At 71.1% G+C, this 24,342-nt stretch carries 24 protein-coding genes; 21 read left to right on the top strand and 3 right to left on the bottom strand.

Translation table 11 applies throughout. The annotated features are described in order from the left end of the window. Positions 1-134: 134 nt before the first annotated feature. Together ACFWRO_RS35920 and ACFWRO_RS35915 are read right to left on the bottom strand one after the other, a co-directional pair. Entirely contained in the window at positions 135-1,367 is a 1,233-nt protein-coding gene (locus tag ACFWRO_RS35920; RefSeq protein ID WP_384518525.1) for a DUF349 domain-containing protein, read from the bottom strand. Between the two features lie 188 nt (positions 1,368-1,555). Then, positions 1,556-2,353, bottom strand: coding sequence for a peptidylprolyl isomerase (locus ACFWRO_RS35915; RefSeq protein WP_384518522.1), 798 nt, complete (start codon positions 2,351-2,353; stop codon positions 1,556-1,558). Between the two features lie 152 nt (positions 2,354-2,505). Here ACFWRO_RS35915 and ACFWRO_RS35910 point away from each other — a divergent pair, with 152 nt between their 5' ends. The 6 genes from ACFWRO_RS35910 to rpsD all read left to right on the top strand — a co-directional run bounded on the left by ACFWRO_RS35910 (position 2,506) and on the right by rpsD (position 8,336). Then, the gene (locus ACFWRO_RS35910; protein WP_384518520.1) at positions 2,506-3,213 is read left to right on the top strand and encodes an MBL fold metallo-hydrolase; all 708 of its coding nucleotides are present in this window, start codon (positions 2,506-2,508) and stop codon (positions 3,211-3,213) included. 10 nt (positions 3,214-3,223) lie between these two features. Beyond that, on the top strand, positions 3,224-4,486 hold the full coding sequence (hisS, locus tag ACFWRO_RS35905; protein ID WP_384518517.1) for a histidine--tRNA ligase: 1,263 nt from the start codon (positions 3,224-3,226) through the stop codon (positions 4,484-4,486). 129 nt (positions 4,487-4,615) lie between these two features. Then, a complete protein-coding gene (locus ACFWRO_RS35900) occupies positions 4,616-5,227 on the top strand; it encodes a vitamin K epoxide reductase family protein (protein ID WP_384518514.1) in 612 nt (203 codons plus the stop codon). 67 nt (positions 5,228-5,294) lie between these two features. Further along, entirely contained in the window at positions 5,295-6,647 is a 1,353-nt protein-coding gene (locus tag ACFWRO_RS35895; RefSeq protein ID WP_384518536.1) for a replication-associated recombination protein A, read from the top strand. A gap of 36 nt (positions 6,648-6,683) precedes the next feature. Continuing rightward, positions 6,684-7,376: an HNH endonuclease family protein gene (locus tag ACFWRO_RS35890; protein WP_384518511.1), complete on the top strand. Its 693-nt coding sequence runs from the start codon at positions 6,684-6,686 to the stop codon at positions 7,374-7,376. Positions 7,377-7,721: 345 nt separating this feature from the next. Beyond that, positions 7,722-8,336, top strand: a complete 615-nt coding sequence (rpsD, locus tag ACFWRO_RS35885) for a 30S ribosomal protein S4 (protein WP_362004808.1) — start codon at positions 7,722-7,724, stop codon at positions 8,334-8,336. Between the two features lie 53 nt (positions 8,337-8,389). On the opposite strand, the gene ACFWRO_RS35880 is transcribed toward rpsD, so the two are convergent. Continuing rightward, complete coding sequence (locus tag ACFWRO_RS35880; RefSeq protein ID WP_384518508.1) at positions 8,390-10,528, bottom strand: ATP-binding protein; 2,139 nt, start codon at positions 10,526-10,528, stop codon at positions 8,390-8,392. 170 nt (positions 10,529-10,698) lie between these two features. Here ACFWRO_RS35880 and ACFWRO_RS35875 point away from each other — a divergent pair, with 170 nt between their 5' ends. The 15 genes from ACFWRO_RS35875 (at position 10,699) to nusB (ending at position 24,226) form a co-directional block, all read left to right on the top strand. Continuing rightward, positions 10,699-11,133: a DUF948 domain-containing protein gene (locus ACFWRO_RS35875; protein WP_384518505.1), complete on the top strand. Its 435-nt coding sequence runs from the start codon at positions 10,699-10,701 to the stop codon at positions 11,131-11,133. Between the two features lie 7 nt (positions 11,134-11,140). Next, positions 11,141-11,491: a DUF6167 family protein gene (locus ACFWRO_RS35870; RefSeq protein ID WP_384518503.1), complete on the top strand. Its 351-nt coding sequence runs from the start codon at positions 11,141-11,143 to the stop codon at positions 11,489-11,491. Next, a complete protein-coding gene (gene alaS, locus ACFWRO_RS35865; protein ID WP_384518501.1) occupies positions 11,491-14,160 on the top strand; it encodes an alanine--tRNA ligase in 2,670 nt (889 codons plus the stop codon). The genes ACFWRO_RS35870 and alaS overlap by 1 nt, the downstream gene beginning before the upstream one ends. A 2-nt stretch (positions 14,161-14,162) precedes the next feature. Continuing rightward, positions 14,163-14,627, top strand: coding sequence for a Holliday junction resolvase RuvX (ruvX, locus tag ACFWRO_RS35860; protein ID WP_384518533.1), 465 nt, complete (start codon positions 14,163-14,165; stop codon positions 14,625-14,627). Positions 14,628-14,728: 101 nt separating this feature from the next. After that, complete coding sequence (gene mltG, locus ACFWRO_RS35855) at positions 14,729-16,561, top strand: endolytic transglycosylase MltG (RefSeq protein WP_384518498.1); 1,833 nt, start codon at positions 14,729-14,731, stop codon at positions 16,559-16,561. Further along, the gene (locus ACFWRO_RS35850) at positions 16,561-17,388 is read left to right on the top strand and encodes a shikimate dehydrogenase (protein ID WP_384518495.1); all 828 of its coding nucleotides are present in this window, start codon (positions 16,561-16,563) and stop codon (positions 17,386-17,388) included. Before mltG ends, ACFWRO_RS35850 begins: the two co-directional genes overlap by 1 nt. Next, the gene (locus tag ACFWRO_RS35845) at positions 17,385-17,561 is read left to right on the top strand and encodes a hypothetical protein (protein ID WP_384518492.1); all 177 of its coding nucleotides are present in this window, start codon (positions 17,385-17,387) and stop codon (positions 17,559-17,561) included. The genes ACFWRO_RS35850 and ACFWRO_RS35845 overlap by 4 nt, the downstream gene beginning before the upstream one ends. A gap of 154 nt (positions 17,562-17,715) precedes the next feature. After that, a complete protein-coding gene (aroC, locus tag ACFWRO_RS35840; RefSeq protein ID WP_384518489.1) occupies positions 17,716-18,900 on the top strand; it encodes a chorismate synthase in 1,185 nt (394 codons plus the stop codon). Positions 18,901-18,929: 29 nt separating this feature from the next. Next, positions 18,930-19,415, top strand: coding sequence for a shikimate kinase (locus ACFWRO_RS35835; RefSeq protein ID WP_384518530.1), 486 nt, complete (start codon positions 18,930-18,932; stop codon positions 19,413-19,415). After that, positions 19,412-20,506, top strand: coding sequence for a 3-dehydroquinate synthase (gene aroB, locus ACFWRO_RS35830; RefSeq protein ID WP_384518485.1), 1,095 nt, complete (start codon positions 19,412-19,414; stop codon positions 20,504-20,506). Before ACFWRO_RS35835 ends, aroB begins: the two co-directional genes overlap by 4 nt. A gap of 5 nt (positions 20,507-20,511) precedes the next feature. Next, entirely contained in the window at positions 20,512-20,949 is a 438-nt protein-coding gene (gene aroQ, locus ACFWRO_RS35825; protein WP_384518528.1) for a type II 3-dehydroquinate dehydratase, read from the top strand. Positions 20,950-21,069: 120 nt separating this feature from the next. Continuing rightward, positions 21,070-21,963, top strand: coding sequence for an AAA family ATPase (locus ACFWRO_RS35820; RefSeq protein WP_384518482.1), 894 nt, complete (start codon positions 21,070-21,072; stop codon positions 21,961-21,963). Positions 21,964-22,063: 100 nt separating this feature from the next. Continuing rightward, a complete protein-coding gene (locus tag ACFWRO_RS35815; RefSeq protein WP_384518479.1) occupies positions 22,064-23,170 on the top strand; it encodes an aminopeptidase P family protein in 1,107 nt (368 codons plus the stop codon). A 49-nt stretch (positions 23,171-23,219) separates the two neighbouring features. After that, complete coding sequence (gene efp, locus ACFWRO_RS35810; RefSeq protein WP_384518476.1) at positions 23,220-23,786, top strand: elongation factor P; 567 nt, start codon at positions 23,220-23,222, stop codon at positions 23,784-23,786. Positions 23,787-23,788: 2 nt separating this feature from the next. Continuing rightward, positions 23,789-24,226: a transcription antitermination factor NusB gene (gene nusB / locus ACFWRO_RS35805; RefSeq protein ID WP_384518472.1), complete on the top strand. Its 438-nt coding sequence runs from the start codon at positions 23,789-23,791 to the stop codon at positions 24,224-24,226. The last annotated feature ends 116 nt before the right edge of the window (positions 24,227-24,342 follow it).

Below are 24,342 nucleotides of genomic sequence, written 5' to 3'. Positions count from 1 at the left end.
GCGGCCCGGGGTGGGGTGGGGGTCGCTGACTCTTCCCGGTGTCCCTGGGCCCGCCGGGCTTTGCGGGGTGTAGGTTATGGCCCCGGTTACCGGTCACAGGTACCGGGGCCCTTCTCGTACGACAGCGGTACTGCCTACCGGCCGCCGAACTCCTCCAGGCCCTTCAGGGCCTGGTCGAGGAGCGCCTGACGGCCCTCCAGCTCACGCGCCAGCTTGTCCGCCTTGGCGTCGTTGCCCGCCGCGCGGGCCGCGTCGATCTGCTTCTGGAGCTTGTCGACCGCGTCCTGCAGCTGGCCCGTCAGGCCCGCCGCACGCGCGCGTGCCTCGGGGTTCGTCCGGCGCCACTCCGACTCCTCGGACTCCTGGATCGCCCGCTCCACCGCGTGCATCCGGCCCTCGACCTTCGGCCGGGCGTCGCGCGGTACGTGGCCGATGGCCTCCCAGCGCTCGTTGATGGAGCGGAAGGCCGCACGGGCCGCCTTCAGATCCCCCACGGGCACCAGCTTCTCGGCCTCGACCGCGAGCTCCTCCTTCAGCTTGAGGTTCTCGGTCTGCTCCGCGTCACGCTCGGCGAAGACGTCACCGCGCGCCGCGAAGAACACGTCCTGGGCGCCGCGGAAGCGGTTCCACAGGTCGTCCTCGTGCTCGCGCTGGGCGCGGCCCACGGCCTTCCACTCCGTCATCAGCTCGCGGTAGCGAGCGGCCGTGCCACCCCAGTCCGTGGAGTTCGACAGCGACTCCGCCTCGGCGACCAGCTTCTCCTTGGCCTTGCGGGCGTCCTCGCGCTGCGCGTCCAGGGAGGCGAAGTGCGCCTTGCGGCGCTTGGAGAACGCCGAGCGGGCGTGCGAGAAGCGGTGCCACAGCTCGTCGTCGGACTTCCGGTCGAGCCGCGGCAGGCCCTTCCAGGTGTCCACGAGAGCCCGCAGCCGCTCACCGGCGGCCCGCCACTGCTCGCTCTGCGCGAGCTCCTCGGCCTCCTTGACCAGTGCGTCCTTGGCGCCGCGCGCCTCGTCGGCCTGCTTGGCCTTCTGGACCTTGCGCTCCTCGCGGCGCGACTCGACGGTCTCGACCAGCTTGTCGAGACGCGTCGCCAGCGCGGCGAGGTCACCCACGGCGTGATGCTCGTCCACCTGCTGCCGGATGTGGTCGATCGCGGCAGTGGCGTCCTTCGCCGAGAGGTCGGTGGTCTTCACCCTCTTCTCGAGGAGGCCGATCTCGACAACCAAGCCCTCGTACTTGCGCTCGAAGTAGGCCAGTGCCTCCTCGGGAGTGCCGGCCTGCCACGATCCGACGACCTTCTCGCCCTCGGCAGTACGCACGTACACGGTGCCCGTCTCATCGACGCGGCCCCACGGGTCGCTGCTCACAGCGCCTCCTCCACATGATGCCGACGAGGGGGCTCTCGCCCCCTGGGCATCGTCCACAGTTTCCCGGCGGGCCTCGCCCGCCCTCAACAACGCGGATACAGGACCGCGCTGCACAACGCCAATCTAGGCGACCGGCCGCCCGGCTGTCCGCTCTCCGCGCGACCGAAATTCAACGGTCACGCGGTGTGTCACTTCTTGGCGACCGTGCCCTTCTCGATCGTGACGGCCGTCTTCGGCGCGCCGTCCTTGGCGCCGCCCTCGACCCCGCCCGCCGCGACGTCCTGGACGGCCTGCAGACCGGCCGCGTCGATCTTCCCGAAGGGGGTGTACGTCGGCGGCAGCTTGGTGTCCTTGTAGACGAGGAAGAACTGGCTTCCACCCGTGCCCGGCTGACCCGTGTTGGCCATCGCGACCGTGCCCGCGGGGAACGTCACCGTGCCGTCCGCGCCGGCCTTGCCGAGCGCGGTCAGGTTCTCGTCCGGGATCGTGTAGCCGGGGCCGCCCGTGCCGTCGCCCTTGGGGTCACCGCACTGGAGCACGAAGATGCCCTCGGTGGTGAGCCGGTGGCACTTGGTGCCGTCGAAGTACTTCTTGTCCGCCAGGTGCTTGAAGGAGTTCACCGTGTGCGGGGTCTTCGCGGCGTCCATGGAGATCGCGACGGTGCCCTTGTTCGTCTCCAGGGACATCGCGTACGTGGCCTTCTTGTCGATGGCCATCGCCGGCTCCGGCGTCGTCGGCTCGCTCGCCGAGGGCGTCGGGTTCGACGGCGTACCGCTCGAAGCGGCGTCGCCGGCTCCCTTGGCGCCGTCGTCGGTCAGCGCGACCGAGGCGTACACGGCGCCGCCCGCGGCCAGGACCACGGCGAGCGAGGCGGCGATCACGGTGTTGCGGCGCTTGGCCTTCTGCCGCTCGTGCTGCCGCCGCTCCTGCTGGCGTACGTACTTCTCCCTGGCGAGCTGCCGCCGCCGCTGATCGCTGCTGACCACCGGATCTGCTCCTTGTCGCTCGTCTGTTCCTGTCCTGGCCGGGTGTGCCCGTACCGTATACGGGTTGGCTGTGGAATACGCAGCGCCGGTAGGCTCTGATCTGCCGCTTCCGTTCCGCCGCACCTCGTGCCGGACGACAATTAAGGACGATCGTGCTGATTGCCGGGTTCCCCGCCGGGGCCTGGGGGACCAACTGCTATCTGGTCGCCCCCGCCGCAGGCGAGGAGTGCGTGATCATCGACCCGGGCCACCAGGCCGCACAGGGAGTCGAGGAGACGCTTCTGAAGCATCGGCTCAAGCCCGTCGCCGTGGTCCTCACCCATGGCCACATCGACCATGTCGCCTCCGTCGTCCCGGTCTGCGGCGCCCATGACGTACCCGCGTGGATCCACCCCGCCGACCGGTACATGATGAGCGACCCGGAGAAGGCCCTCGGCCGCTCCATCGGGATGCCCCTCATGGGCGAGCTGACCGTGGGCGAGCCGGACGACGTGCACGAGCTCACCGACGGCGCGAAGCTGGAGCTCGCCGGACTCGAGTTCTCCGTCGCCCACGCGCCCGGTCATACCAAGGGGTCGGTGACCTTCCGGATGCCCCGGACCACGGAGATTCCCTCCGTGTTCTTCTCGGGCGATCTGCTCTTCGCCGGCTCCATCGGACGCACCGACCTGCCCGGCGGTGACATGGACGAGATGCTCGAATCGCTGGCCCGCGTGTGCCTGCCGCTCGACAACTCGACCGTGGTGCTGTCGGGACACGGTCCCCAGACGACCATCGGCCAGGAGCGCGCCACGAACCCGTATCTGCGGGACGTGGCCGCCGGCCTCGGGAGCGCGAAGGCTCCCCGACGAGGAATGTGACGAGAACGCAGTGAGCACCTTCAGGGCCCCCAAGGGCACGTACGACCTGATTCCGCCGTACTCCGCGAAGTACCTGGCGGTCCGTGACGCCATCTCCGGACCGCTGCGGACGTCCGGCTACGGCTACATCGAGACCCCCGGCTTCGAGGACGTCAACCTCTTCGCGCGCGGCGTCGGCGAGTCCACCGACATCGTGACGAAGGAGATGTACGCCTTCGAGACCAAGGGCGGCGACAAGCTCGCCCTGCGCCCCGAGGGCACCGCCTCCGTGCTGCGCGCGGCCCTGGAGGCCAGCCTGCACAAGCAGGGCAACCTGCCGGTCAAGCTCTGGTACTCCGGCTCGTACTACCGCTACGAGCGCCCGCAGAAGGGCCGCTACCGCCACTTCTCGCAGGTCGGTGCCGAGGCGATCGGCGCCGAGGACCCGGCGCTCGACGCCGAACTGATCATCCTGGCCGACCAGGCGTACCGCTCGCTGGGCCTGCGTGACTTCCGCATCCTGCTGAACTCGCTGGGCGACAAGGAGTGCCGTCCCGTCTACCGCGAGGCCCTGCAGACCTTCCTGCGCGGCCTCGACCTGGACGAGGAGACGCTCCGCCGCGCCGACATCAACCCGCTGCGCGTCCTCGACGACAAGCGCGAGGCCGTGCAGAAGCAGCTGGTCGGCGCGCCGCTGCTGCGGGACTACCTGTGCGACGCGTGCAAGGCGTACCACGAGGAGGTGCGCGCGCTGATCACCGCTGCGGGCGTGGCCTTCGAGGACGACGCCAAGCTGGTGCGCGGCCTGGACTACTACACGCGGACGACCTTCGAGTTCGTCCACGACGGTCTCGGCTCGCAGTCCGCGGTGGGCGGCGGCGGCCGCTACGACGGCCTCTCCGAGATGATCGGCGGCCCGGCGCTGCCGTCCGTCGGCTGGGCGCTCGGTGTGGACCGTACGGTCCTCGCCCTGGAGGCGGAGGGTGTCGAGCTGGACATCCCGGCGACCACCAGCGTCTTCGCCGTCGCGCTCGGCGAGGAGGCCCGGCGGATTCTCTTCGGCAAGGTCACCGAGCTGCGCAAGGCCGGTGTCGCTGCGGACTTCTCCTTCGGCGGCAAGGGCCTGAAGGGCTCGATGAAGGACGCCAACCGTTCCGGCGCCCGCTTCGCGATCGTCGCCGGCGAGCGCGACCTCGCCGAGGGCGTCGTCCAGCTCAAGGACATGGAGGCCGGCGAGCAGGAGCCGGTGGCCCTGGACGAGCTGGTCGCCACGGTCCGGGCCAAGCTGGCCTGATCTGCCTGAAGGCGGGCCCCGGCGCTGTGTGCGCCGGGGCCCGTACTTATGTCCACCGAACGGTGGACAAGGGTCCGTGTGCGGCAGAATGACCGTGCCCAGAAGGCCGGCGAGCGATGGAACGGACATATGACGAACGCAAGCGTGGACGAGTCGGCGCGCGACACGATCGGCGCGAGCCGGGCCTTCGCCTGGCTGCTCGTGATCACCGGCGCCGCGGGGCTGCTCGCCGCCTGGGTGATCACGATCGACAAGTTCAAGCTCCTCGAGGACCCGAACTTCACCCCCGGGTGCAGCCTCAACCCGGTCGTCTCCTGCGGCAACATCATGAAGAGCGACCAGGCCTCGGTCTTCGGCTTCCCGAACCCCATGCTCGGCCTCGTGACCTACGCGATGGTCATCGCGATCGGTGTGGCCCTCCTCGCGGGCGCCCGCTACCGCCGCTGGTACTGGCTCGGCCTGAACGCGGGCACGCTGTTCGGCGTCGGCTTCTGCACCTGGCTCATGCAGCAGTCGCTGTACGAGATCAACGCGCTGTGCCTCTGGTGCTGCCTCGCCTGGGTCGCCACGATCATCATGTTCTGGTACGTGACCTCGCACAACGTCCGCACCGGCGTCATCCCGGCCCCGCGCGGCCTGCGGACCTTCTTCGACGAGTTCACCTGGGTGCTGCCGGTGCTGCACATCGGGATCATCGGCATGCTGATCCTGACGCGCTGGTGGGACTTCTGGACCAGCTGACCGGGCGGCGAGCGGGCGCGGCCCGCGTTGTCGGCGCTGTCAGTGCTCTGACTTAGGCTTCATGACTGTGGAGCCCGACCTCTTTACCGCAGCCGCCGAAGAACGCCAGGAGAAGGACCCGTCCAGCAGCCCCCTGGCCGTCCGGATGCGTCCGCGCACCCTGGACGAGGTCCTCGGCCAGCAGCACCTGCTCAAGCAGGGATCGCCGCTGCGCCGGCTCGTCGGCGACGGCAGCGGGGGCCCGGCGGGCTCCTCGTCCGTGATCCTCTGGGGCCCGCCCGGCATCGGGAAGACCACCCTCGCGTACGTCGTCTCCAAGGCGACCAACAAGCGCTTCGTGGAGCTCTCCGCGATCACCGCGGGCGTCAAGGAGGTCCGGGCCGTCATCGAGGGCGCCCGGCGCGCGGCCGGCGGCTTCGGCAAGGAGACCGTCCTCTTCCTCGACGAGATCCACCGCTTCTCCAAGGCCCAGCAGGACTCGCTGCTCCCGGCCGTGGAGAACCGCTGGGTGACGCTGATCGCGGCGACGACCGAGAACCCGTACTTCTCGATCATCTCCCCGCTGCTCTCCCGCTCCCTCCTCCTCACCCTCGAACCGCTCACCGACGACGACCTGCGCGATCTGCTCAAGCGGGCGCTCACCGAGGACCGGGGGCTCGGCGGCGCGGTCACGCTGCCCGAGGACGCCGAGGCCCATCTGCTGCGGATCGCCGGCGGCGACGCACGGCGGGCGCTCACCGCCCTGGAGGCCGCGGCGGGCGCGGCCATCGCCAAGGGCGAGCCGGAGATCACCCTCGCCACGCTCGAGGAGACCGTCGACCGCGCGGCCGTGAAGTACGACCGGGACGGCGACCAGCACTACGACGTGGCCAGCGCGCTCATCAAGTCCATCCGCGGCTCGGACGTCGACGCGGCCCTGCACTACCTGGCCCGGATGATCGAGGCGGGGGAGGACCCCCGGTTCATCGCCCGCCGGCTGATGATCTCCGCCAGCGAGGACATCGGCCTGGCCGATCCGACCGCGCTGCCGACGGCCGTCGCGGCCGCCCAGGCCGTCGCCATGATCGGCTTCCCCGAGGCGGCGCTGACCCTGAGCCACGCCACGATCGCCCTGGCCCTCGCCCCCAAGTCGAACGCGGCGACCACCGCGATCTTCGCCGCGCAGGCGGACGTACGGAACGGTCTGGCGGGCCCGGTCCCGCCGCACCTGCGCGACGGCCACTACAAGGGCGCCGCGAAGCTGGGCCACGCCCAGGGGTACGTCTACCCGCACGACGTCCCTGGCGGCATCGCGGCCCAGCAGTACGCCCCGGACGAGGTCCACGGCAGGCGCTACTACGAACCGACCCGCTACGGCGCGGAGGCGCGGTACGCGGACGTGGTGGAGAAGGTGCGGGAGCGGCTGCGCGGCGACGGCTGACGCGCGCCACGGGCGGGCCGCCTCTACGCTCGGTCCATGATCCGTACGGCATGGGTGCTGGCCCCGGCCCTGGCCCTCCTGGTCACCGGCTGCGCCACCGGCACCGAGGAGCCGGCCGCCACCCCCTCCGCCGTGCCGCTCGTCAGCCCGGGCTTCCCGCCCACCGCCGCCGAGGCGCGCGCCCGGCTCGCCCGGCTCACCGTCGCCCGGGGCAAGAACTGGGAGACGTACAAGAGGGCGGAGTTCGGCACCACGTGGTCGGACGAGACCGACGCCCTCGGCGGGCGCAACGGCTGCGACACCCGCGACGACGTCCTGCGCCGCGATCTCAGCGAGCTGCGCCAGGGCGACCGCAACCCGTGCGTCGTGCTCTCGGGCGTGCTCCACGACCCGTACACCGGCAAGGAGTTGCCGTACTCCTACCGCAAGGCGTCGCAGATCCAGACCGACCACGTCGTCGCGCTCGGCGCGGCCTGGCGCGCGGGCGCGTGGGCCTGGAGCCCCCAGCGGCGCCTCGCCTACGCCAACGACCTGGACGTGCTGCTCGCCACCGACAAGCGGACCAACTACGAGAAGAGCAGCAAGACCCCCGACAAGTGGAAGCCGCCGCGGAAGGCGTACTGGTGCGAGTACGGCCGGCGCTGGACCGGCATCAAGGCCAATTACGGCCTGACCGTCTCCCCGCCCGAGAAGCTCGCCGTCCAGGAGCTCCTCGCCACCTGCCCCTGAGCGGGCGCGTGCACGGGCCCCCGGCCGACCCGGTACACTCGTGCGGAGTGCTGCGTCCTGTGTCCGGCTTCGGCCGGCGCCACCAGAACGGGACAAGCAGCCGGAGCCCCGCCTCTGGCGGGATCTCCAGGAGTGTCGCGCACCTTCGAAGGTGTCGCGGGCAACCCATCACCTCCCCAGTATCTGGGATCAGGCGATGGGCCGTTCGCGTGCTGCATGTACGTGCCCAGACCAGGGAGCGGCTGCCCGACAGGTCCTTACGGACCGAAAGGGTTTCCCCGGCTGCGGATGCGACCTCCTCTAACCCTGGTGAAGCCGTATTCGTACAGATAGAGAGGTTGGTTCATGCCGAACCAGTCCCGTCCCAAGGTCAAGAAGTCGCGTGCGCTCGGTATCGCGCTGACGCCGAAGGCCGTCAAGTACTTCGAGGCCCGCCCCTACCCGCCGGGCGAGCACGGCCGTGGCCGCAAGCAGAACTCGGACTACAAGGTCCGTCTGCTCGAGAAGCAGCGTCTGCGCGCCCAGTACGACATCAGCGAGCGCCAGATGGCGCGCGCCTACGACCGCGCCAAGAAGGCCGAGGGCAAGACGGGCGAGGCGCTGGTCGTCGAGCTCGAGCGTCGCCTCGACGCCCTGGTCCTGCGTTCGGGCATCGCCCGCACCATCTACCAGGCCCGCCAGATGGTCGTGCACGGTCACGTCCAGGTCAACGGTGGCAAGGTCGACAAGCCGTCCTTCCGCGTCCGTCCCGACGACGTCGTGATGATCCGCGAGCGCTCCCGCGACAAGGCCCTGTTCCAGGTCGCCCGCGAGGGTGGCTTCGCCGCCGACGGTGAGACCCCGCGCTACCTGCAGGTCAACCTGAAGGCCCTGGCCTTCCGCCTCGACCGCGACCCGAACCGCAAGGAAATCCCGGTCATCTGCGACGAGCAGCTGGTCGTCGAGTACTACGCCCGCTGATCAAGGCGCCGTAGTACCACCCCCGCGGTGTTCAGCCCGCCGCTTCCCCGCTCTTACCAGTGGGGGAGCCGGCGGGCTTCCGCGTTCTCCGGGACCTTCGTACGGAACGGGCGTGGCGCCCGGGACCCCGCGAGGCGGCCGGCCGGATCTCGACGCTCGCTGAGCGCCCTGTCCACCGCCGCGTCCAGCGAGAGCCCCTGGCCCTCCCGCACCGACGCCCCGTAACGCTCCGCGCCCAGCAGCTCGCCCGCCTCCCGCGCGCAGAGCGCCCGCGGCCCGTTGAAGTTCCCCGAGCCGAACAGCTGCAGCCCCACCGTGTCCCACACCGGCAGCGCCGCACCCTGCAGCACGGCCGCCTCCGAGGGATCGCCCTCGCTCGCCGTCACCAGCGCGAGCAGCTCGATCGCCAGGACCAGGCCCACCAGGTCGTGGAAGGTGTGGTTGATCGTCACGCACTCGGTCAGCAGTGCCCGCGCCTCGCCGTGCTCGCCCCTGGTCCACGCCGCGTACGCCAGCACATAGAGCGCGTACGCCCTGGTCCAGCGCTCGCCGCGCTCCTCGCAGATCTCGCGTACATCCACGCAGAGCGCGACCGCGCCCTCCAGATCGCCGAGGAACACCCGGGCCATCGCCAGCTCGACCTGCGCCATCAGCACGTTGCTGTTCAGCTCGCCCAGCTCGCGGTAGGCCACCAGGGCCCGGCCGATCAGCTCCTCCGCGCGCCGCATGTCGTCCGAGAGCAGCGCCAGACAGCCCATCCGATGCGTCGCGTACGCCTCCGCGAGCGCGTTGCCGTTCTCGCGGGCCCGCTCACCGCACGCGTGCAGCGCCGCCACCGCCGCCGTACCGTCGCCCTGCAGGATCGCCACATAGCCGAGCACCCACAGCGCCTTCAGCCGGGCCGACGTCTGCTCGTCCGGCTCCTGGGCGCCGCCGAGCGCCCGGTCCAGCCAGTGCCGGCCCTCGGACAGCCGGCCGCAGCCCACCCACGCGAACCAGAGCGTGCCCGCGAGCTGCTGCGCCAGATGCGCCTCGTCCGGCCCCTCGAGGCAGAGTTCGAGCGCCGCCCGCAGATTGGGCAGCGCCGCGTCCAGACAGGCCGCGACCTCGGCCTGGCGCGGGCTGAACCACTCCAGCTCGCACCAGGTGGCAAGCCCCATGTACCAGTCGCGGTGGCGGCGGCGCAGCCGCTCGGTGTCCCCGAGCGCGGCCAGCCACTCCGCCCCGTACGCCGAGACCGTGGCCACCATCCGGTACCGGGGACCGGCGGGCGTGAACTCCCGTACGACCAGCGACTGCGCGAGCAGCCCGCCGAGCACGTCCAGGACCCGCTCCGGCGGCAGCTCCCGGCCGGCGCAGACGTACTCCGCCGCCTCCAGGTCGAAAGGACCGGCGAAGACCGAGAGCCGAGCCCAGAGCAGCCGCTCGTCCGGCGTGCACAGCTCATGGCTCCACCCGATCGCCGTCCGCAGCGTCTGGTGCCGCGGCAGCGCGCCCCGCGCCCCGTCCGTGAGCAGCCGGAACCGGTCGTCGAGCCGGTGCACCACCTGCTCCACGGTCAGCAGCGGCATCCGGGCCGCCGCAAGCTCCAGGGCCAGCGGAATCCCGTCGAGGCGCAGGCACAGCTCGCGTACGGCGGCGGGGTCGGCGGCGGGCCCGGCGAGGTCGCCCGTCGCCGCCGCCCGCGCGAGGAACAGCCGCTCCGCGTCCTCCTCGTCCATCGGGGCCAGCGCGAACACCGTCTCCCCGTCCACCCGCAGCGGGCGGCGGCCCACCGCGAGCACGGTGAGGCCCGGGCAGCGTTCGAGGAGCAGCCGCAGCAGCGGGGCGCACTCCTCCACCAGGTGCTCGAACCCGTCGACGACCAGCAGGACCCGGCGCTCCGCGAGGTGGTCGACCAGCGTCTCGTCCGGGGTGCGCAGCGTGTGGTCGGTCAGGCCCAGCGCCTCGACGAGCGCGAGAGCCACGAGATCGGGGTCGCGCAGCACCGAGAGGTCGGCCAGCCAGGCCCCGTCGGCGTAGCGTTTCTCCGCCTCGGACGCGGCTCGCAGAGCCAGCCGGGTCTTGCCCACGCCCCCCATCCCGACCACCGTGACCAGGCGGGATTCGTCCAGGAGCCGGGCGAGTTCACGCTGCTCGCCGGCCCGTCCGATGAACCGGTTCAGCTCAGCCGGGAGATTGCTCCTTCGCATGGGACACGGAGCGTACTGAACCGCGCGCACTCCGTACAATCGATCCCCGCGAATCCCCTGCCACGAGCCGCGTCGCGACGGCAAATGCGGTACGGGGAAAGACCGCGGGCGCGATAGGGTCGGAGGACGACTTTTGGCAAGGGCCCGACTACAGCAGAGAGCGGTGCGGAGTGACCGGTGGAGAGGTTGCCGGGATTCTGGTGGCCGTGTTCTGGGCGATTCTCGTCTCCTTCCTCGCCGTGGTTCTGGTGAGGCTGGCGCAGACGCTCAAGGCGACCACCAAGCTGGTGGCGGACGTGACCGAACAGGCCGTCCCGCTCCTCAGCGACGCCTCCGCGACCGTGCGGTCGGCACAGACCCAGCTCGACCGGGTCGACGCCATCGCCTCGGATGTCCAGGAGGTCACCTCCAACGCCTCCGCGCTCTCCTCCACCGTCGCCTCCACCTTCGGCGGCCCGCTCGTCAAGGTCGCGGCCTTCGGCTACGGAGTGCGCAAGGCCCTCGGCCGCGGCCGGGACGAGGCGTCGCCGGCGCCCGCACCAGCGCGCCGTACCGTCGTCGGTCGCACCGTGCCGTCCGCGCGGCGCCGGAAGCAGAAGGGCTGAGCCGCCGATGTTCCGCCGTACGTTCTGGTTCACCGCCGGCGCCGCAGCCGGTGTGTGGGCCACCACCAAGGTCAACCGGAAGCTCAAGCAGCTGACTCCGGAGAGCCTCGCCGCGCAGGCGGCGAACAAGGCGATCGAGACCGGCCACCGGCTCAAGGACTTCGCCCTCGACGTCAGGTCGGGCATGGTCCAGCGCGAGGCCGAACTCGGCGAGGCGCTCGGCCTGGAGGCCTCCGCGGACGGCCCCGCCGAGCCCGAGCTCCCCGGGCCGCGCCGCAGGGCGGTGCTCGACCCCACCCCACAGACCACCACGCATTCGTACCGCACGATCTCGTACAACCGGAATGAGGACCACTGATGGAGTCGGCTGAAATCCGCCGCCGCTGGCTGAGCTTCTTCGAGGAGCGCGGGCACACCGTCGTCCCTTCGGCGTCGCTCATCGCGGACGACCCGACTCTGCTTCTGGTCCCCGCCGGCATGGTTCCCTTCAAGCCGTACTTCCTCGGTGAGGTGAAGCCGCCGTTCCCGCGCGCCTCCAGCGTGCAGAAGTGCGTGCGTACGCCCGACATCGAAGAGGTCGGCAAGACCACCCGCCACGGCACGTTCTTCCAGATGTGCGGCAACTTCTCCTTCGGCGACTACTTCAAGGAAGGCGCCATCAAGCTCGCCTGGGAGCTGCTGACCTCCTCGGTGGAGCACGGCGGCTACGGGCTCGACCCGGAGAAGCTCTGGATCACCGTCTACCTGGAGGACGACGAGGCCGAGCGGATCTGGCGCGACGTCGTCGGCGTCCCCGCCGAGCGCATCCAGCGCCTCGGCAAGAAGGACAACTACTGGTCGATGGGCGTCCCCGGCCCCTGCGGCCCGTGCTCGGAGATCAACTACGACCGCGGCCCCGACTTCGGCGTCGAGGGCGGCCCGGCCGTCAACGACGAGCGGTACGTGGAGATCTGGAACCTGGTCTTCATGCAGTACGAGCGCGGTGAGGGCTCCGGCAAGGAGGACTTCCCGATCCTCGGCGAGCTGCCCTCGAAGAACATCGACACCGGTCTCGGTCTCGAGCGCCTGGCGATGATCCTGCAGGGCGTACAGAACATGTACGAGACCGACACCCTCAAGGTCGTCATCGACAAGGCCACCGAGCTGACCGGGGTGGACTACGGCAAGGCCCACGACAGCGACGTCTCGCTGCGTGTGGTCGCCGACCACATGCGTACGTCCGTGATGCTCATCGGCGACGGTGTCACCCCGGGCAACGAGGGCCGCGGCTATGTGCTGCGCCGCATCATGCGCCGCGCCATCCGCAACATGCGTCTGCTCGGCGCCACGGGCGTGGTCGTCCAGGACCTCGTCGACGTGGTCATCGACACCATGGGCGAGCAGTACCCGGAGCTGGTCACCGACCGCAAGCGGATCGAGACCGTCGCCCTGGCCGAGGAGGCCCGCTTCCTCAAGACGCTGAACGCCGGCTCGAACGTCCTGGACGGTGCCGTCACCGACACCAAGGCCGCCGGTTCCACCGTCCTGCCCGGCGACAAGGCGTTCCTGCTCCACGACACCTGGGGCTTCCCGATCGACCTCACCCTGGAGATCGCCGCCGAGCAGGGGCTCTCCGTGGACGAGGCCGGCTTCCGCCGCCTGATGCAGGAGCAGCGGGACAAGGCCAAGGCCGACGCCAGGGCCAAGAAGACCGGCCACGCCGACGTCGGCGCCTACCGTGAGATCGCCGACGGCAACGGGGCCACCCAGTTCACCGGCTACACCAACACCGAGGGCGAGTCCACGGTCGTCGGCCTGCTGGTCAACGGCGTCTCCTCGCCGGCCGCCTCCGAGGGCGACGAGGTCGAGGTCGTCCTGGACCGCACCCCGTTCTACGCCGAGGGCGGCGGCCAGCTCGCCGACCACGGCCGGATCAAGCTGCACAGCGGCGCCGTCATCGAGATCCGTGACGTGCAGCAGCCGGTCCCCGGTGTCTCCGTGCACAAGGGTTCGGTCCAGGTCGGCGAGGTGACGGTCGGCTCCACCGCCTACGCCGCCATCGACGTGCGGCGCCGCCGGGCCATCGCCCGCGCCCACTCCGCCACGCACCTGACGCACCAGGCGCTGCGGGACGCCCTCGGCCCGACGGCCGCCCAGGCCGGTTCGGAGAACTCGCCCGGCCGCTTCCGCTTCGACTTCGGCTCGCCCAACGCGGTGCCGGGCACGGTCCTCATGGACGTCGAGCAGAAGATCAACGAGGTCCTCTCCCGCGAACTCGACGTGCACGCCGAGGTCATGCCGATCGACGAGGCCAAGCGCCAGGGCGCCATCGCCGAGTTCGGCGAGAAGTACGGCGAGACGGTCCGCGTGGTCACCATCGGCGACTTCTCCAAGGAGCTGTGCGGCGGTACGCACGTCAAGAACACCGCCGCCCTCGGCCTGGTGAAGCTGCTCGGCGAGTCGTCGATCGGCAGTGGCGTGCGCCGCGTGGAGGCCCTCGTCGGTGTCGACGCGTACAACTTCCTCGCCCGGGAGCACACGGTCGTCGCCCAGCTCCAGGAGCTGGTCAAGGGCCGCCCGGAGGAGCTGCCGGAGAAGATCTCCTCCATGCTCGGCAAGCTGAAGGACGCCGAGAAGGAGATCGAGAAGTTCCGCGCCGAGAAGGTGCTCCAGGCCGCCGCCGGTCTGGTCGAGGGCGCCAAGGACGTCCGTGGCGTGGCCCTGGTCACCGGCCAGATCCAGGACGGCACCTCCGCCGACGACCTGCGCAAGCTGGTCCTCGACGTCCGCGGCCGGATCTCCTCCGACCGCCCGGCCGTCGTGGCCCTGTTCGCCACGGCCAACGGCCGCCCGCTGACGGTCATCGCCACCAACGAGGCCGCCCGCGAGCGCGGTCTCAAGGCCGGCGAGCTGGTCCGCACGGCCGCCAAGACCCTCGGTGGCGGCGGTGGCGGCAAGCCGGACGTCGCCCAGGGCGGCGGCCAGAACCCCGAGGCCGTCGGCGCGGCCATCGACGCCGTCGAGCGCCTCGTCGGCGAGACGGCGTGACGATGCGCCGCGGCCGTCGTCTCGCGATCGACGTCGGGGACGCCCGGATCGGGGTCGCCTCGTGCGACCCCGACGGGGTCCTCGCCACCCCGGTGGAGACCGTGCCGGGGCGTGACGTCCCGGCCGCCCACCGGCGGCTGCGCGCGATCGTAGAAGAGTACGAACCGATCGAGGTCGTGGTCGGCCTCCCTCGCTCCCTCTCCGGGGGCGAGGGCCCGGCCGCGGTCAAGGTCCGGCGCTTCGCCGGGGAGCTGGCCAAGGGCATCGCCCCGGTGCCGGTCCGGCTCGTCGACGAGCGGATGACGACGGTGACGGCCACCCAGGGGCTGCGGGCCTCGGGCGTGAAGGCCAAGAAGGGGCGGTCGGTCATCGACCAGGCCGCCGCTGTGATCATCCTTCAGAACGCTCTTGAGGCCGAACGGGTATCAGGTAATCCTCCCGGCGAGGGCGTCGAAGTGGTCATCTGATCGCGATACGGTAACGTTCCGCGCGATGTGGTGGCGTTCGAACAGCTGCCGCACAACGTAGAGGCGGACCTTCCGGAAGCCTCGCGGCTGGTTGGGGATCGATGACTGAGTATGGCCGGGGCTCCGGCTCCGAACCGTGGCATCCCACGGACCCGCTGTACGGGGACCAGGGATGGGAAGGTCAGGGTCAGCAGCAGTACCCGCACCAGGACCAGCAGTACGGCCACCAGGACCAGCAGTACGTCCAGGACCAGTACGTCCAGGGTCAGTACAGCCAGGACCAGTACGGTCAGGGCCAGTACGCCCAGGGCCAGGCGCAGGGTTACGACCCCCAGTACCAGCAGCAGCCGCAGCAGCAGTACCAGCAGCACCCTCAGCAGCAGCACGGGCATCAGCAGCACCAGCAACAGCAGGCGCAGCACCCGCAGCAGTACGTCGATCCGGCGTCGTACGGCGGCTACCAGGGGCAGCAGGGGCAGGGCTACGACACGCCCGGGTACCCCGCACAGCAGTACGACCCGAGCTGGGAGACCGGCCAGGCGGCCATGCCGTACGGCACGACCCCCGCGGATCCGTACGGCGGCCAGAACCCGGACCTCTACGGCACCCCCGAGGCGTACCCGCCGCCCCAGCCCCCGGGCCGGCGGCAGGTACCGCCGCAGCCGGTGACCGACTGGGACGCGGAGCCCGAGGAAGAGGAACGGCACCCCTTCTTCACCGGTGAGGACAGCGCCGTCGGCGTCCGCTCCGACGACGACGATGACGACTACGACGATGACGACGAGCCGGCCGGACGGCGCTCGTCGCGTGGCGGCGGTCGCGAGCGCCGGGGCGGCAAGGGCAAGGGCGGCAAGGGCAAGAAGAGCAAGAACGGCGTCGCCTGCCTGGTCGTCGCGCTCGTCCTCGTCGGCGGCGTGGGCGGCATCGGCTACTTCGGCTACCAGTTCTGGCAGGGCCAGTTCGGCGCGGCACCCGACTACGCGGGCGAAGGCAGCGGCGAGGTCCAGGTCGAGATCCCGAAGGGCGCCGGCGGCTACGAGATCGGCAACATCCTGAAGAAGGCGGGCGTCATCAAGAGCGTCGACGCCTTCGTCTCGGCGACGGAGAAGGACCCCAAGGGCAAGTCCATCCAGGCGGGCGCCTACACGCTGAGGAAGGAGATGTCCGCCGACAGCGCGGTCGCGATGATGCTCAGCCCCGCGAGCCAGGCCGGTCTCGTCATCCCCGAGGGCAAGCGGAACGTCTGGGTCTACGAGGAGATCGACAAGAAGCTCGAGCTCGAGAAGGGCACGACGCAGGGCGTCGCGAAGGCGAAGGCCAACGACCTCGGCCTCCCGGACTGGGCGAAGAACCACAAGAACGTGAAGGACCCGCTGGAGGGCTTCCTCTACCCGGCGAAGTACCCGATGGTGAAGGGCAACAAGCCCGAGGACGTGCTGCGCAAGATGGTGGCGCGGTCGAACCAGGAGTTCGCCAAGTACGAGCTTGAGGCCAAGGCGAAGGAGCTCGGCGTAGGCAGCCCGTGGGAGCTGATCACGATCGCCAGCCTCGTCCAGGCGGAGGGCACGTCGCACGACGACTTCCGCAAGATGGCCGAGGTCGTCTACAACCGGATGAAGACCAGCAACCCGCAGACCTTCGGCAAACTCGAGTTCGACTCGACGTACAACTACATCAAGAACCAGAGCAAGATCGACCTGACGCTGGAAGAGCTGCGGAAGTTCGACAACGTCTACAACACCTACTACTACAAGGGCCTGCCGCCGGGACCGATCGGAAACCCGGGCGCCGAGGCGCTCAAGGGCGTGGTCGACCCGACCAAGGACGGCTGGTACTACTTCATCTCGCTGGACGGCAAGACGTCCCAGTTCACGAAGACGAACACCGACCACCAGAAGCTGGTGGAGGAGTTCAACAAGTCGAGGAAAAACTGATGCAGGCGGCTCGCCGCGCGGCCGTGCTCGGCTCGCCCATCGCCCACTCGCTCTCGCCCGTCCTGCACCGGGCGGCCTACGCCGCGCTCGGCCTCGACAGCTGGTCGTACGACCGGTTCGAGGTCGACGAGGCCGGGCTGCCCGCGTTCGTCGCCGGGCTCGACGCGTCCTGGGCCGGTCTGTCGCTGACCATGCCGCTGAAGCGGGCGATCATCCCGCTGCTCGACGAGATCAGTGACACGGCCGCCTCGGTCGAGGCCGTGAACACGGTCGTCCTCACCGAGGACGGCCGCCGCCTCGGCGACAACACCGACATCCCCGGCCTGATCGCGGCCCTGCGCGAGCGGGGCGTGGAGAAGGTCGAGTCGGCCGCGGTCCTCGGCGCCGGTGCCACCGCCTCCTCGGCGCTCGCCGCGCTCGCGCGGATCTGCGCGGGGCCGGTCACCGCGTACGTACGGAGCGAGGCGCGGGCGGAGGAGATGCGGGGCTGGGGCGAGCGGCTCGGCGTGGACGTCCGTACCGCCGACTGGGCCGACGCGCAGCGGGCGTTCGCCGCCCCGCTCGTCATCTCCACCACCCCGGCCGGTGCCACCGACGCGCTCGCGGCGGACGTCCCGGACGGCGCAGGCACCCTCTTCGACGTGCTCTACCACCCCTGGCCGACCCCGCTCGCCGCCGCCTGGTCGGAGCGGGGCGGCGCGGTGCTCGGCGGTCTCGACCTCCTCGTCCACCAGGCCGTGCTCCAGGTCGAGCGGATGACGGGCGTCCCCGCGGCCCCGCTGGCCGCGATGCGCGACGCGGGCGAGAAGGCCCTGGCCGCCGCGTGAGCGGTACGGAGACACTGGCCGCGGACTGGGCGGGCGCCCTGTTCAAGCTGGTGGTGAACCTGTTGCCCGAGTGGGCGGAGGACACGGTCGTCACGCTCATGCTGACGCTGCTCGCGGTCGCGGGCGGGCGCCGGTTGTGGCGTGCCGTGCGGACCTCCCGGCCCGCGGACTGAGCCCCCGGCCCGTCCGATCTGACAGTCTCCACGTCCGACAGCTGGACCGACGGCCAGGTTCGGCCCCCGGACGTGGGAGGATCGGTAGCGGCGGGCCAGGGCCGCGCACCCGGTCGCGCCGCAGCAGTTCCAGGCGCGAGCATGAGGAGCATCGTTGAGCAGGTTGCGTTGGCTGACCGCTGGGGAGTCCCACGGACCCGCGCTGGTCGCGACGCTGGAGGGTCTTCCCGCCGGCGTCCCGGTCACCACTGAGCTGGTGGCGGACCATCTTGCGCGGCGGCGCCTCGGCTATGGGCGTGGTGCGCGGATGAAGTTCGAGCAGGACGAGATCACGTTCCTCGGCGGAGTCCGGCACGGTCTCTCGCTCGGCTCCCCGATCGCCGTCATGGTCGGCAACACGGAGTGGCCGAAGTGGGAGAAGGTCATGGCGGCCGACCCCGTCGACCCCGCCGAGCTCAAGGAGACCGGCCGCAACGCGCCGCTGACCCGGCCGCGTCCGGGCCACGCCGACCTCGCCGGCATGCAGAAGTACGGCTTCGACGAGGCCCGGCCGATCCTGGAGCGCGCCAGCGCCCGTGAGACCGCGGCCCGCGTCGCCCTCGGCGCCGTCGCCCGCTCCTTCATCAAGGAGGCCGCGGGCATCGAGATCGTCTCGCACGTGGTGGAGCTGGCCGCGGCCAAGGCCCCGTACGGCGTGTACCCGACCCCCGCCGACGTCGAGAAGCTCGACGCCGACCCGGTCCGCTGCCTCGACGCGGACGCGTCGAAGGCGATGGTCGCCGAGATCGACCAGGCCCACAAGGACGGCGACACCCTGGGCGGCGTCGTCGAGGTCCTCGCCTACGGCGTCCCCGTCGGCCTCGGTTCGCACGTGCACTGGGACCGGCGGCTCGACGCGCGCCTGGCCGCCGCGCTCATGGGCATCCAGGCGATCAAGGGCGTCGAGGTCGGCGACGGCTTCGAGCTGGCCCGCGTACCCGGCTCGCAGGCCCACGACGAGATCGTCCGCACCGAGGACGGCATCAAGCGCACCACCGGCCGCTCCGGCGGTACGGAAGGCGGCCTGACCACCGGTGAGCTGCTGCGCGTCCGCGCCGCGATGAAGCCGATCGCGACCGTCCCGCGCGCGCTCGCCACCATCGACGTCGCCACCGGCGAGGCCACCCAGGCCCACCACCAGCGCTCCGACGTCTGCGCCGTCCCGGCCGCCGGGATCGTCGCCGAGGCCATGGTCGCGCTCGTCCTCGCGGACGCCGTCGTCGAGAAGTTCGGCGGCGACAGCGTCCCGGAGACCCGCCGCAACGTCCGGTCGTACCTCGACAACCTCCAGATCCGGTGACCGGACCCCTGGTCGTCCTCGTCGGGCCGATGGGCTCCGGCAAGTCCACGGTGGGCGCGCTCCTGGCCGAGCTGCTGGGCGCGCCCTACCGGGACACCGACGCCGACATCGTCGCCGCCGAGGGCCGCGAGGTCGCGGACATCTTCATCGAGGACGGTGAGGAGCACTTCCGCGCCCTCGAACGAGAAGCCGTACGGACCGCGGTCGCCGAGCACGAGGGCGTCCTCGCGCTCGGCGGCGGCGCGATCCTCGACGCCGGTACCCGCGAACTGCTTAAGCCCCTGCCCGTCGCCTATCTCTCGATGGACGTCGACGAGGCCGTCCGACGCGTCGGCCTCAACACCGCGCGGCCGCTGCTCGCCGTCAACCCGCGCCGCCAGTGGCGCGAGATGATGGAGGCGCGCCGCCACCTCTACACCGAAGTCGCCCGGGTGGTCGTGGCCACCGAGGGCCGCACGCCCGAAGAGGTCGCGGACGCGGTCCTCGACGCTCTGGAGTTGAAGAAGGACGTATGACGGACCAGGAAGTGACCCGAATCCAGGTAGGCGGTTCGGCGGGCACGGATCCGTACGAGGTGCTGGTCGGCCGGCAGCTGCTGGGTGAGCTGCCGAAGCTGATCGGCAACAAGGCCAAGCGCGTCGCCGTGATCCACCCCGAGGCGCTCGCCGAGACCGGCGAGGCGCTGCGCGCGGACCTCGCGGAGCAGGGCTTCGAGGCCGTCGCCATCCAGGTGCCGAACGCCGAGGAGGCCAAGACCGCCGAGGTCGCCGCGTACTGCTGGAAGGCGCTGGGTCAGACCGGCTTCACCCGCACCGACGTCATCGTGGGTGTCGGCGGCGGCGCGACCACCGACCTGGCCGGGTTCGTCGCCGCGACCTGGCTGCGCGGCGTGCGCTGGATCGCCGTACCGACCACCGTCCTCGCGATGGTCGACGCGGCCGTCGGCGGCAAGACCGGGATCAACACCGCCGAGGGCAAGAACCTCGTCGGTGCCTTCCACCCGCCCGCCGGTGTGCTCTGCGACCTCGCGGCCCTCGACTCGCTGCCGGTCCACGACTACGTCAGTGGGCTCGCGGAGATCATCAAGGCCGGCTTCATCGTCGACCCGGTGATCCTCGACCTCATCGAGGAGGACCCGCAGGGTGCCCGTACGCCGGCCGGTCCGCACACCGCCGAGCTGCTCGTGCGCTCGATCCGGGTCAAGGCCGAGGTCGTCTCCGGTGATCTGAAGGAGTCGGGCCGCCGGGAGATCCTGAACTACGGTCACACCCTGGCCCACGCCATCGAGAAGAACGAGCGGTACAAGTGGCGCCACGGCGCCGCCGTCTCCGTAGGCATGGTCTTCGCCGCCGAGCTGGGCCGGCTGGCCGGACGGCTCGACGACGCCACCGCCGACCGGCACCGCACGGTCCTGGATTCGGTCGGTCTGCCCCTCACCTACCGGGGCGACCAGTGGCCGAAGCTGCTCGAGACCATGAAGGTCGACAAGAAGTCCCGGGGCGACCTGCTCCGCTTCATCGTCCTGGACGGCCTCGGCAAGCCCACCGTCCTCGAAGGCCCCGACCCCGCCGTCCTCTTCGCCGCCTACGGCGAGGTGTCCGCGTGAGCGATCTGCGCCACGTCCTCGTCCTGAACGGCCCGAACCTCGGCCGCCTGGGCTCCCGCGAGCCCGACATCTACGGCGCGACCTCGTACAAGGGTCTGGTGGAGTCCTGCCAGACCCTCGGCGAGCAGCTCGGCTTCGACGTGGAGGTCCGGGAGACCAACGACGAGGGCGAGATGATCCGCTGGCTGCACGAGGCAGCCGACGGTTCGGTGCCGGTCGTCATGAACCCCGGAGCGTTCACCCACTACTCGTACGGGATGCGCGACGCGGCCGCCCAGCGGACCGCGCCGCTGATCGAGGTGCACATCTCGAACCCGTACACCCGCGAGGAGTTCCGGCACACCTCGGTCATCGCCGCCGTGGCGACCGGGACCGTCGCGGGCTTCGGCATCGGCTCCTACCTGCTCGCCCTGCGGGCGCTGGCCGAGGAACTGGCCGACTGACGACATCCGGACACGCTGCCCGAAGGGGCACCCTGGACCGCCCCCGGCCGTTCCCCCTGTGGGGGCCGGGGGCGGTAACGTACCCGGAAGTATCGGCCGTACGAGACGGAGTGGCACCGGATGCAGCACGCGATGGGGGCTCCGTTGCCGCCGCCCGACCCCTCCGGCCGTACGCCCGGCGCCGGTCGGCCTCCCGTACCCCCCGTGCCTCCCGCGGCACAGGGCGGTCATCAGGCCCCGCACCCGCACGCCCCGCACCCCCAGCAGCCGCACCACGCCCCTCAGGCCCCCGGTGCGGCCGCCCCGTACTCCTCGCCGCCCGCCCCCGGCTGGGGCGCTCCAGGCATACCCGGGCATCCCGCACCTCCCGTGCCCCCGCCGCACGACATCACCGGGCACGTGCCGCTGCCGCCCGTCGCCGTCCCCGCTCCGCCGCAGGCCGGTCCGGGCACCGGCACCGCGACGCTGGCCGTGCTCCTCATCGGCCCCGCCGGCGCGGGCAAGACGACCGTCGCCCGCCACTGGGCGGCCCGCCGCCGCGTGCCCACCGCGCACATCAGCCTCGACGACGTCCGCGAATGGGTCTGTTCCGGCTTCGCCGACCCCCAGTCGGGATGGAACGAGCACTCCGAGGCGCAGTATCGTCTCGCCCGCCGCACCTGCGGCTTCGCCGCCCGTAACTTCCTGGCCAACGGCATCTCCTGCATCCTCGACGACGCCGTCTTCCCCGACCGCCCGGTCGTCGGCCTCGGCGGCTGGAAGCGCCATGTCGGCCCGGGGCTCCTCCCGGTCGTTCTGCTGCCTGGCCTGGAGATCGTCCTGGAGCGGAACGCCGAGCGCAGCGGGAACCGGCGGCTCTCGGACGAGGAGGTCGCCTCCATACACGGCCGGATGGCCGGCTGGTACGGCTCCGGCCTGCCGATCATCGACAACTCGACGTACGACGTCGAGACCACCGCCCGCGTCCTCGACGAGGTCCTCGCCCGGTCCCTGGCGAGCCCGCCCGCCTGGTGACCTGCCTGACTCCCTGACGTGGTCATGGCCCGAAGCGGCCGGTGGCCCGGTCGGCCGCGCTGAGCGGGCCGGGACGCCCGGCCGCTCGTAGGCTCGGAACATGTCAGAGGTGTTTGCGGACCGCCGAGTGCGGCTGCGCGACCGGTGCGCGGCGGCCGGCAGCCAGGCGGCCCTGGTCTCCCGCCCCGCCAACGTCCGCTATCTCGCGGGCGGTTCGCCCACCGGCGCCGTCCTGCTGCTCGGACCGGACGAGGACGTACTGCTCTGCCCCACCGCGCCCGGCGGCGATCCGGCCGACGGGCGGCTCGACGAGCTGCTCCGCCACGCCGTGCTGCCCGTGGCGGGCGGCGACCCGGCCGTCGCGGCCGTCGACTTCGCCCGCAAGGCGGGCGCGGAGGGCCTCGCCGTCGAGGAGCACCATCTGACCGTGGCCCGGCACCGCGCGATGGGCTCCGTCGCGCCGCAGCTCCAGCTCGCCGACCTCGGCGGAGCCGTCGAGCAGCTGAGGATCGTCAAGGACGAGGACGAGATCGCCTGTCTGCGGATCGCCGCCGAGATCGCCGACCAGGCGCTCGGGGAGCTCCTGGAATCCATCCTGGTGGGCCGGACCGAGCGGCACCTCGCGCTGGAGCTGGAGCGGCGCCTGGTCGACCACGGCGCGGACGGCGCCGCCTTCCCGACCTCCGTCGGCACCGGACCGAACTCCGGGCGCGGCGGCCACAAGCCCTCGGACCGCCGGGTCGAGGAGGGAGATTTCCTCTCCGTCTGCCTGGGCGCCACCTACCGCGGCTACCGTTGCGAGATCGGCCGTACGTTCGTCATCGGGACCACCCCCGCGGACTGGCAGATCGACCTCTACGACCTCGTCTTCGCCGCTCAGCGGGCCGGCCGGGAGTCGCTCGTCCCCGGCGCCGAGTACCGCGACGTGGACCGCGCGGCCCGCCAGATCATCGACGCCGCGGGCCATGCGGAGGCCGTCCCGCCGGTCACCGGGCACGGTGTCGGCCTCGAAATCGACGAGGACCCGCAGCTCGCACCCGCGGCCATGGGTAAACTGGACGCTTGTGTGCCGGTCACCGTCGAACCGGGGGTCCACCTCCCGGGCCGGGGCGGGGTCCGGATCGATGACACGCTCGTCGTGCGCCAGGAGGCGGACGGCGGACCCGAGCTACTCACCATTACGACCAAGGAGCTGCTCGCGCTGTAGGGCGCGCACGCCTCCCTGGTCCCACGTCAGTCCAGGAGATTCCGCAACCGTGGCTTCCACGAACGACCTCAAGAACGGCATGGTGCTCAAGCTCGACGGGGACCAGCTCTGGTCCGTCGTCGAGTTCCAGCACGTCAAGCCCGGCAAGGGCCCGGCCTTCGTGCGCACCAAGCTCAAGAACGTGCTCTCCGGCAAGGTGGTCGACAAGACCTTCAACGCCGGTGTGAAGGTCGAGACGGCCACCATCGACCGCCGCGACATGCAGTTCTCGTACATGGACGGCGACTACTTCGTCTTCATGGACATGCAGACGTTCGACCAGCTGCACGTCGACCGCAAGTCCGTCGGCAGCACCGCCAACTTCCTGATCGAGGGCTTCACCGCCTCGGTCGCGCAGCACGAGGGCGCGGTGCTCTACGTCGAGCTCCCGGCCGCCGTCGAGCTGACCATCCAGCACACGGACCCGGGCGTCCAGGGCGACCGTTCCACCGGTGGCACCAAGCCGGCGACGCTGGAGACCGGTCACGAGATCCAGGTCCCGCTCTTCATCACCACCGGTGAGAAGATCAAGGTCGACACCCGCACGAGCGACTACCTCGGCCGGGTGAACAGCTAACCGTGGCTGCCCGCAGCAACGCCCGTAAGCGTGCCTTCCAGATCCTCTTCGAGGCCGACCAGCGCGGCGCGTCCGTGCAGCAGGTCCTCGCGGACTGGGTCAGGCACGCCCGGTCCGACGACCGCCAGCCGGCCGTCAGCGAGTTCACGATGCAGCTGGTCGAGGGGTACGCGGAACACGTGGACCGGATCGACGAGCTCATCGCCACCTACGCGGTGGACTGGGACCTGGACCGGATGCCGGTCGCCGACCGGAACATCGTGCGCCTCGGTGCGTACGAGCTGATCTGGCTGGACGAGACGCCGGACGCCGTGGCGATCGACGAGGCCGTGCAGCTCGCCAAGGAGTTCTCCACGGACGAGTCGCCGACCTTCGTCAACGGCCTGCTGGCCCGCTTCAAGGACCTGAAGCCGCGCCTGCGGCGCACTCCGGACGCCTGAGCGGCCCGTAGACACCCCGAAGGGGCCCGGGGCACATCATGTGCCACGGGCCCCTTCGGCGTCTCCTGGTGCCCCCGTGGAGCGCGAAACCGCCGGGGCGGGGGCGGTCCGAAGAC

This window comes from Streptomyces sp. NPDC058579, assembly GCF_042718575.1.
Lineage (GTDB): Bacteria > Actinomycetota > Actinomycetes > Streptomycetales > Streptomycetaceae > Streptomyces.
Note: the sequence above shows the minus strand (reverse complement) of the source record. Positions and strands in the feature narration are given on the sequence as shown.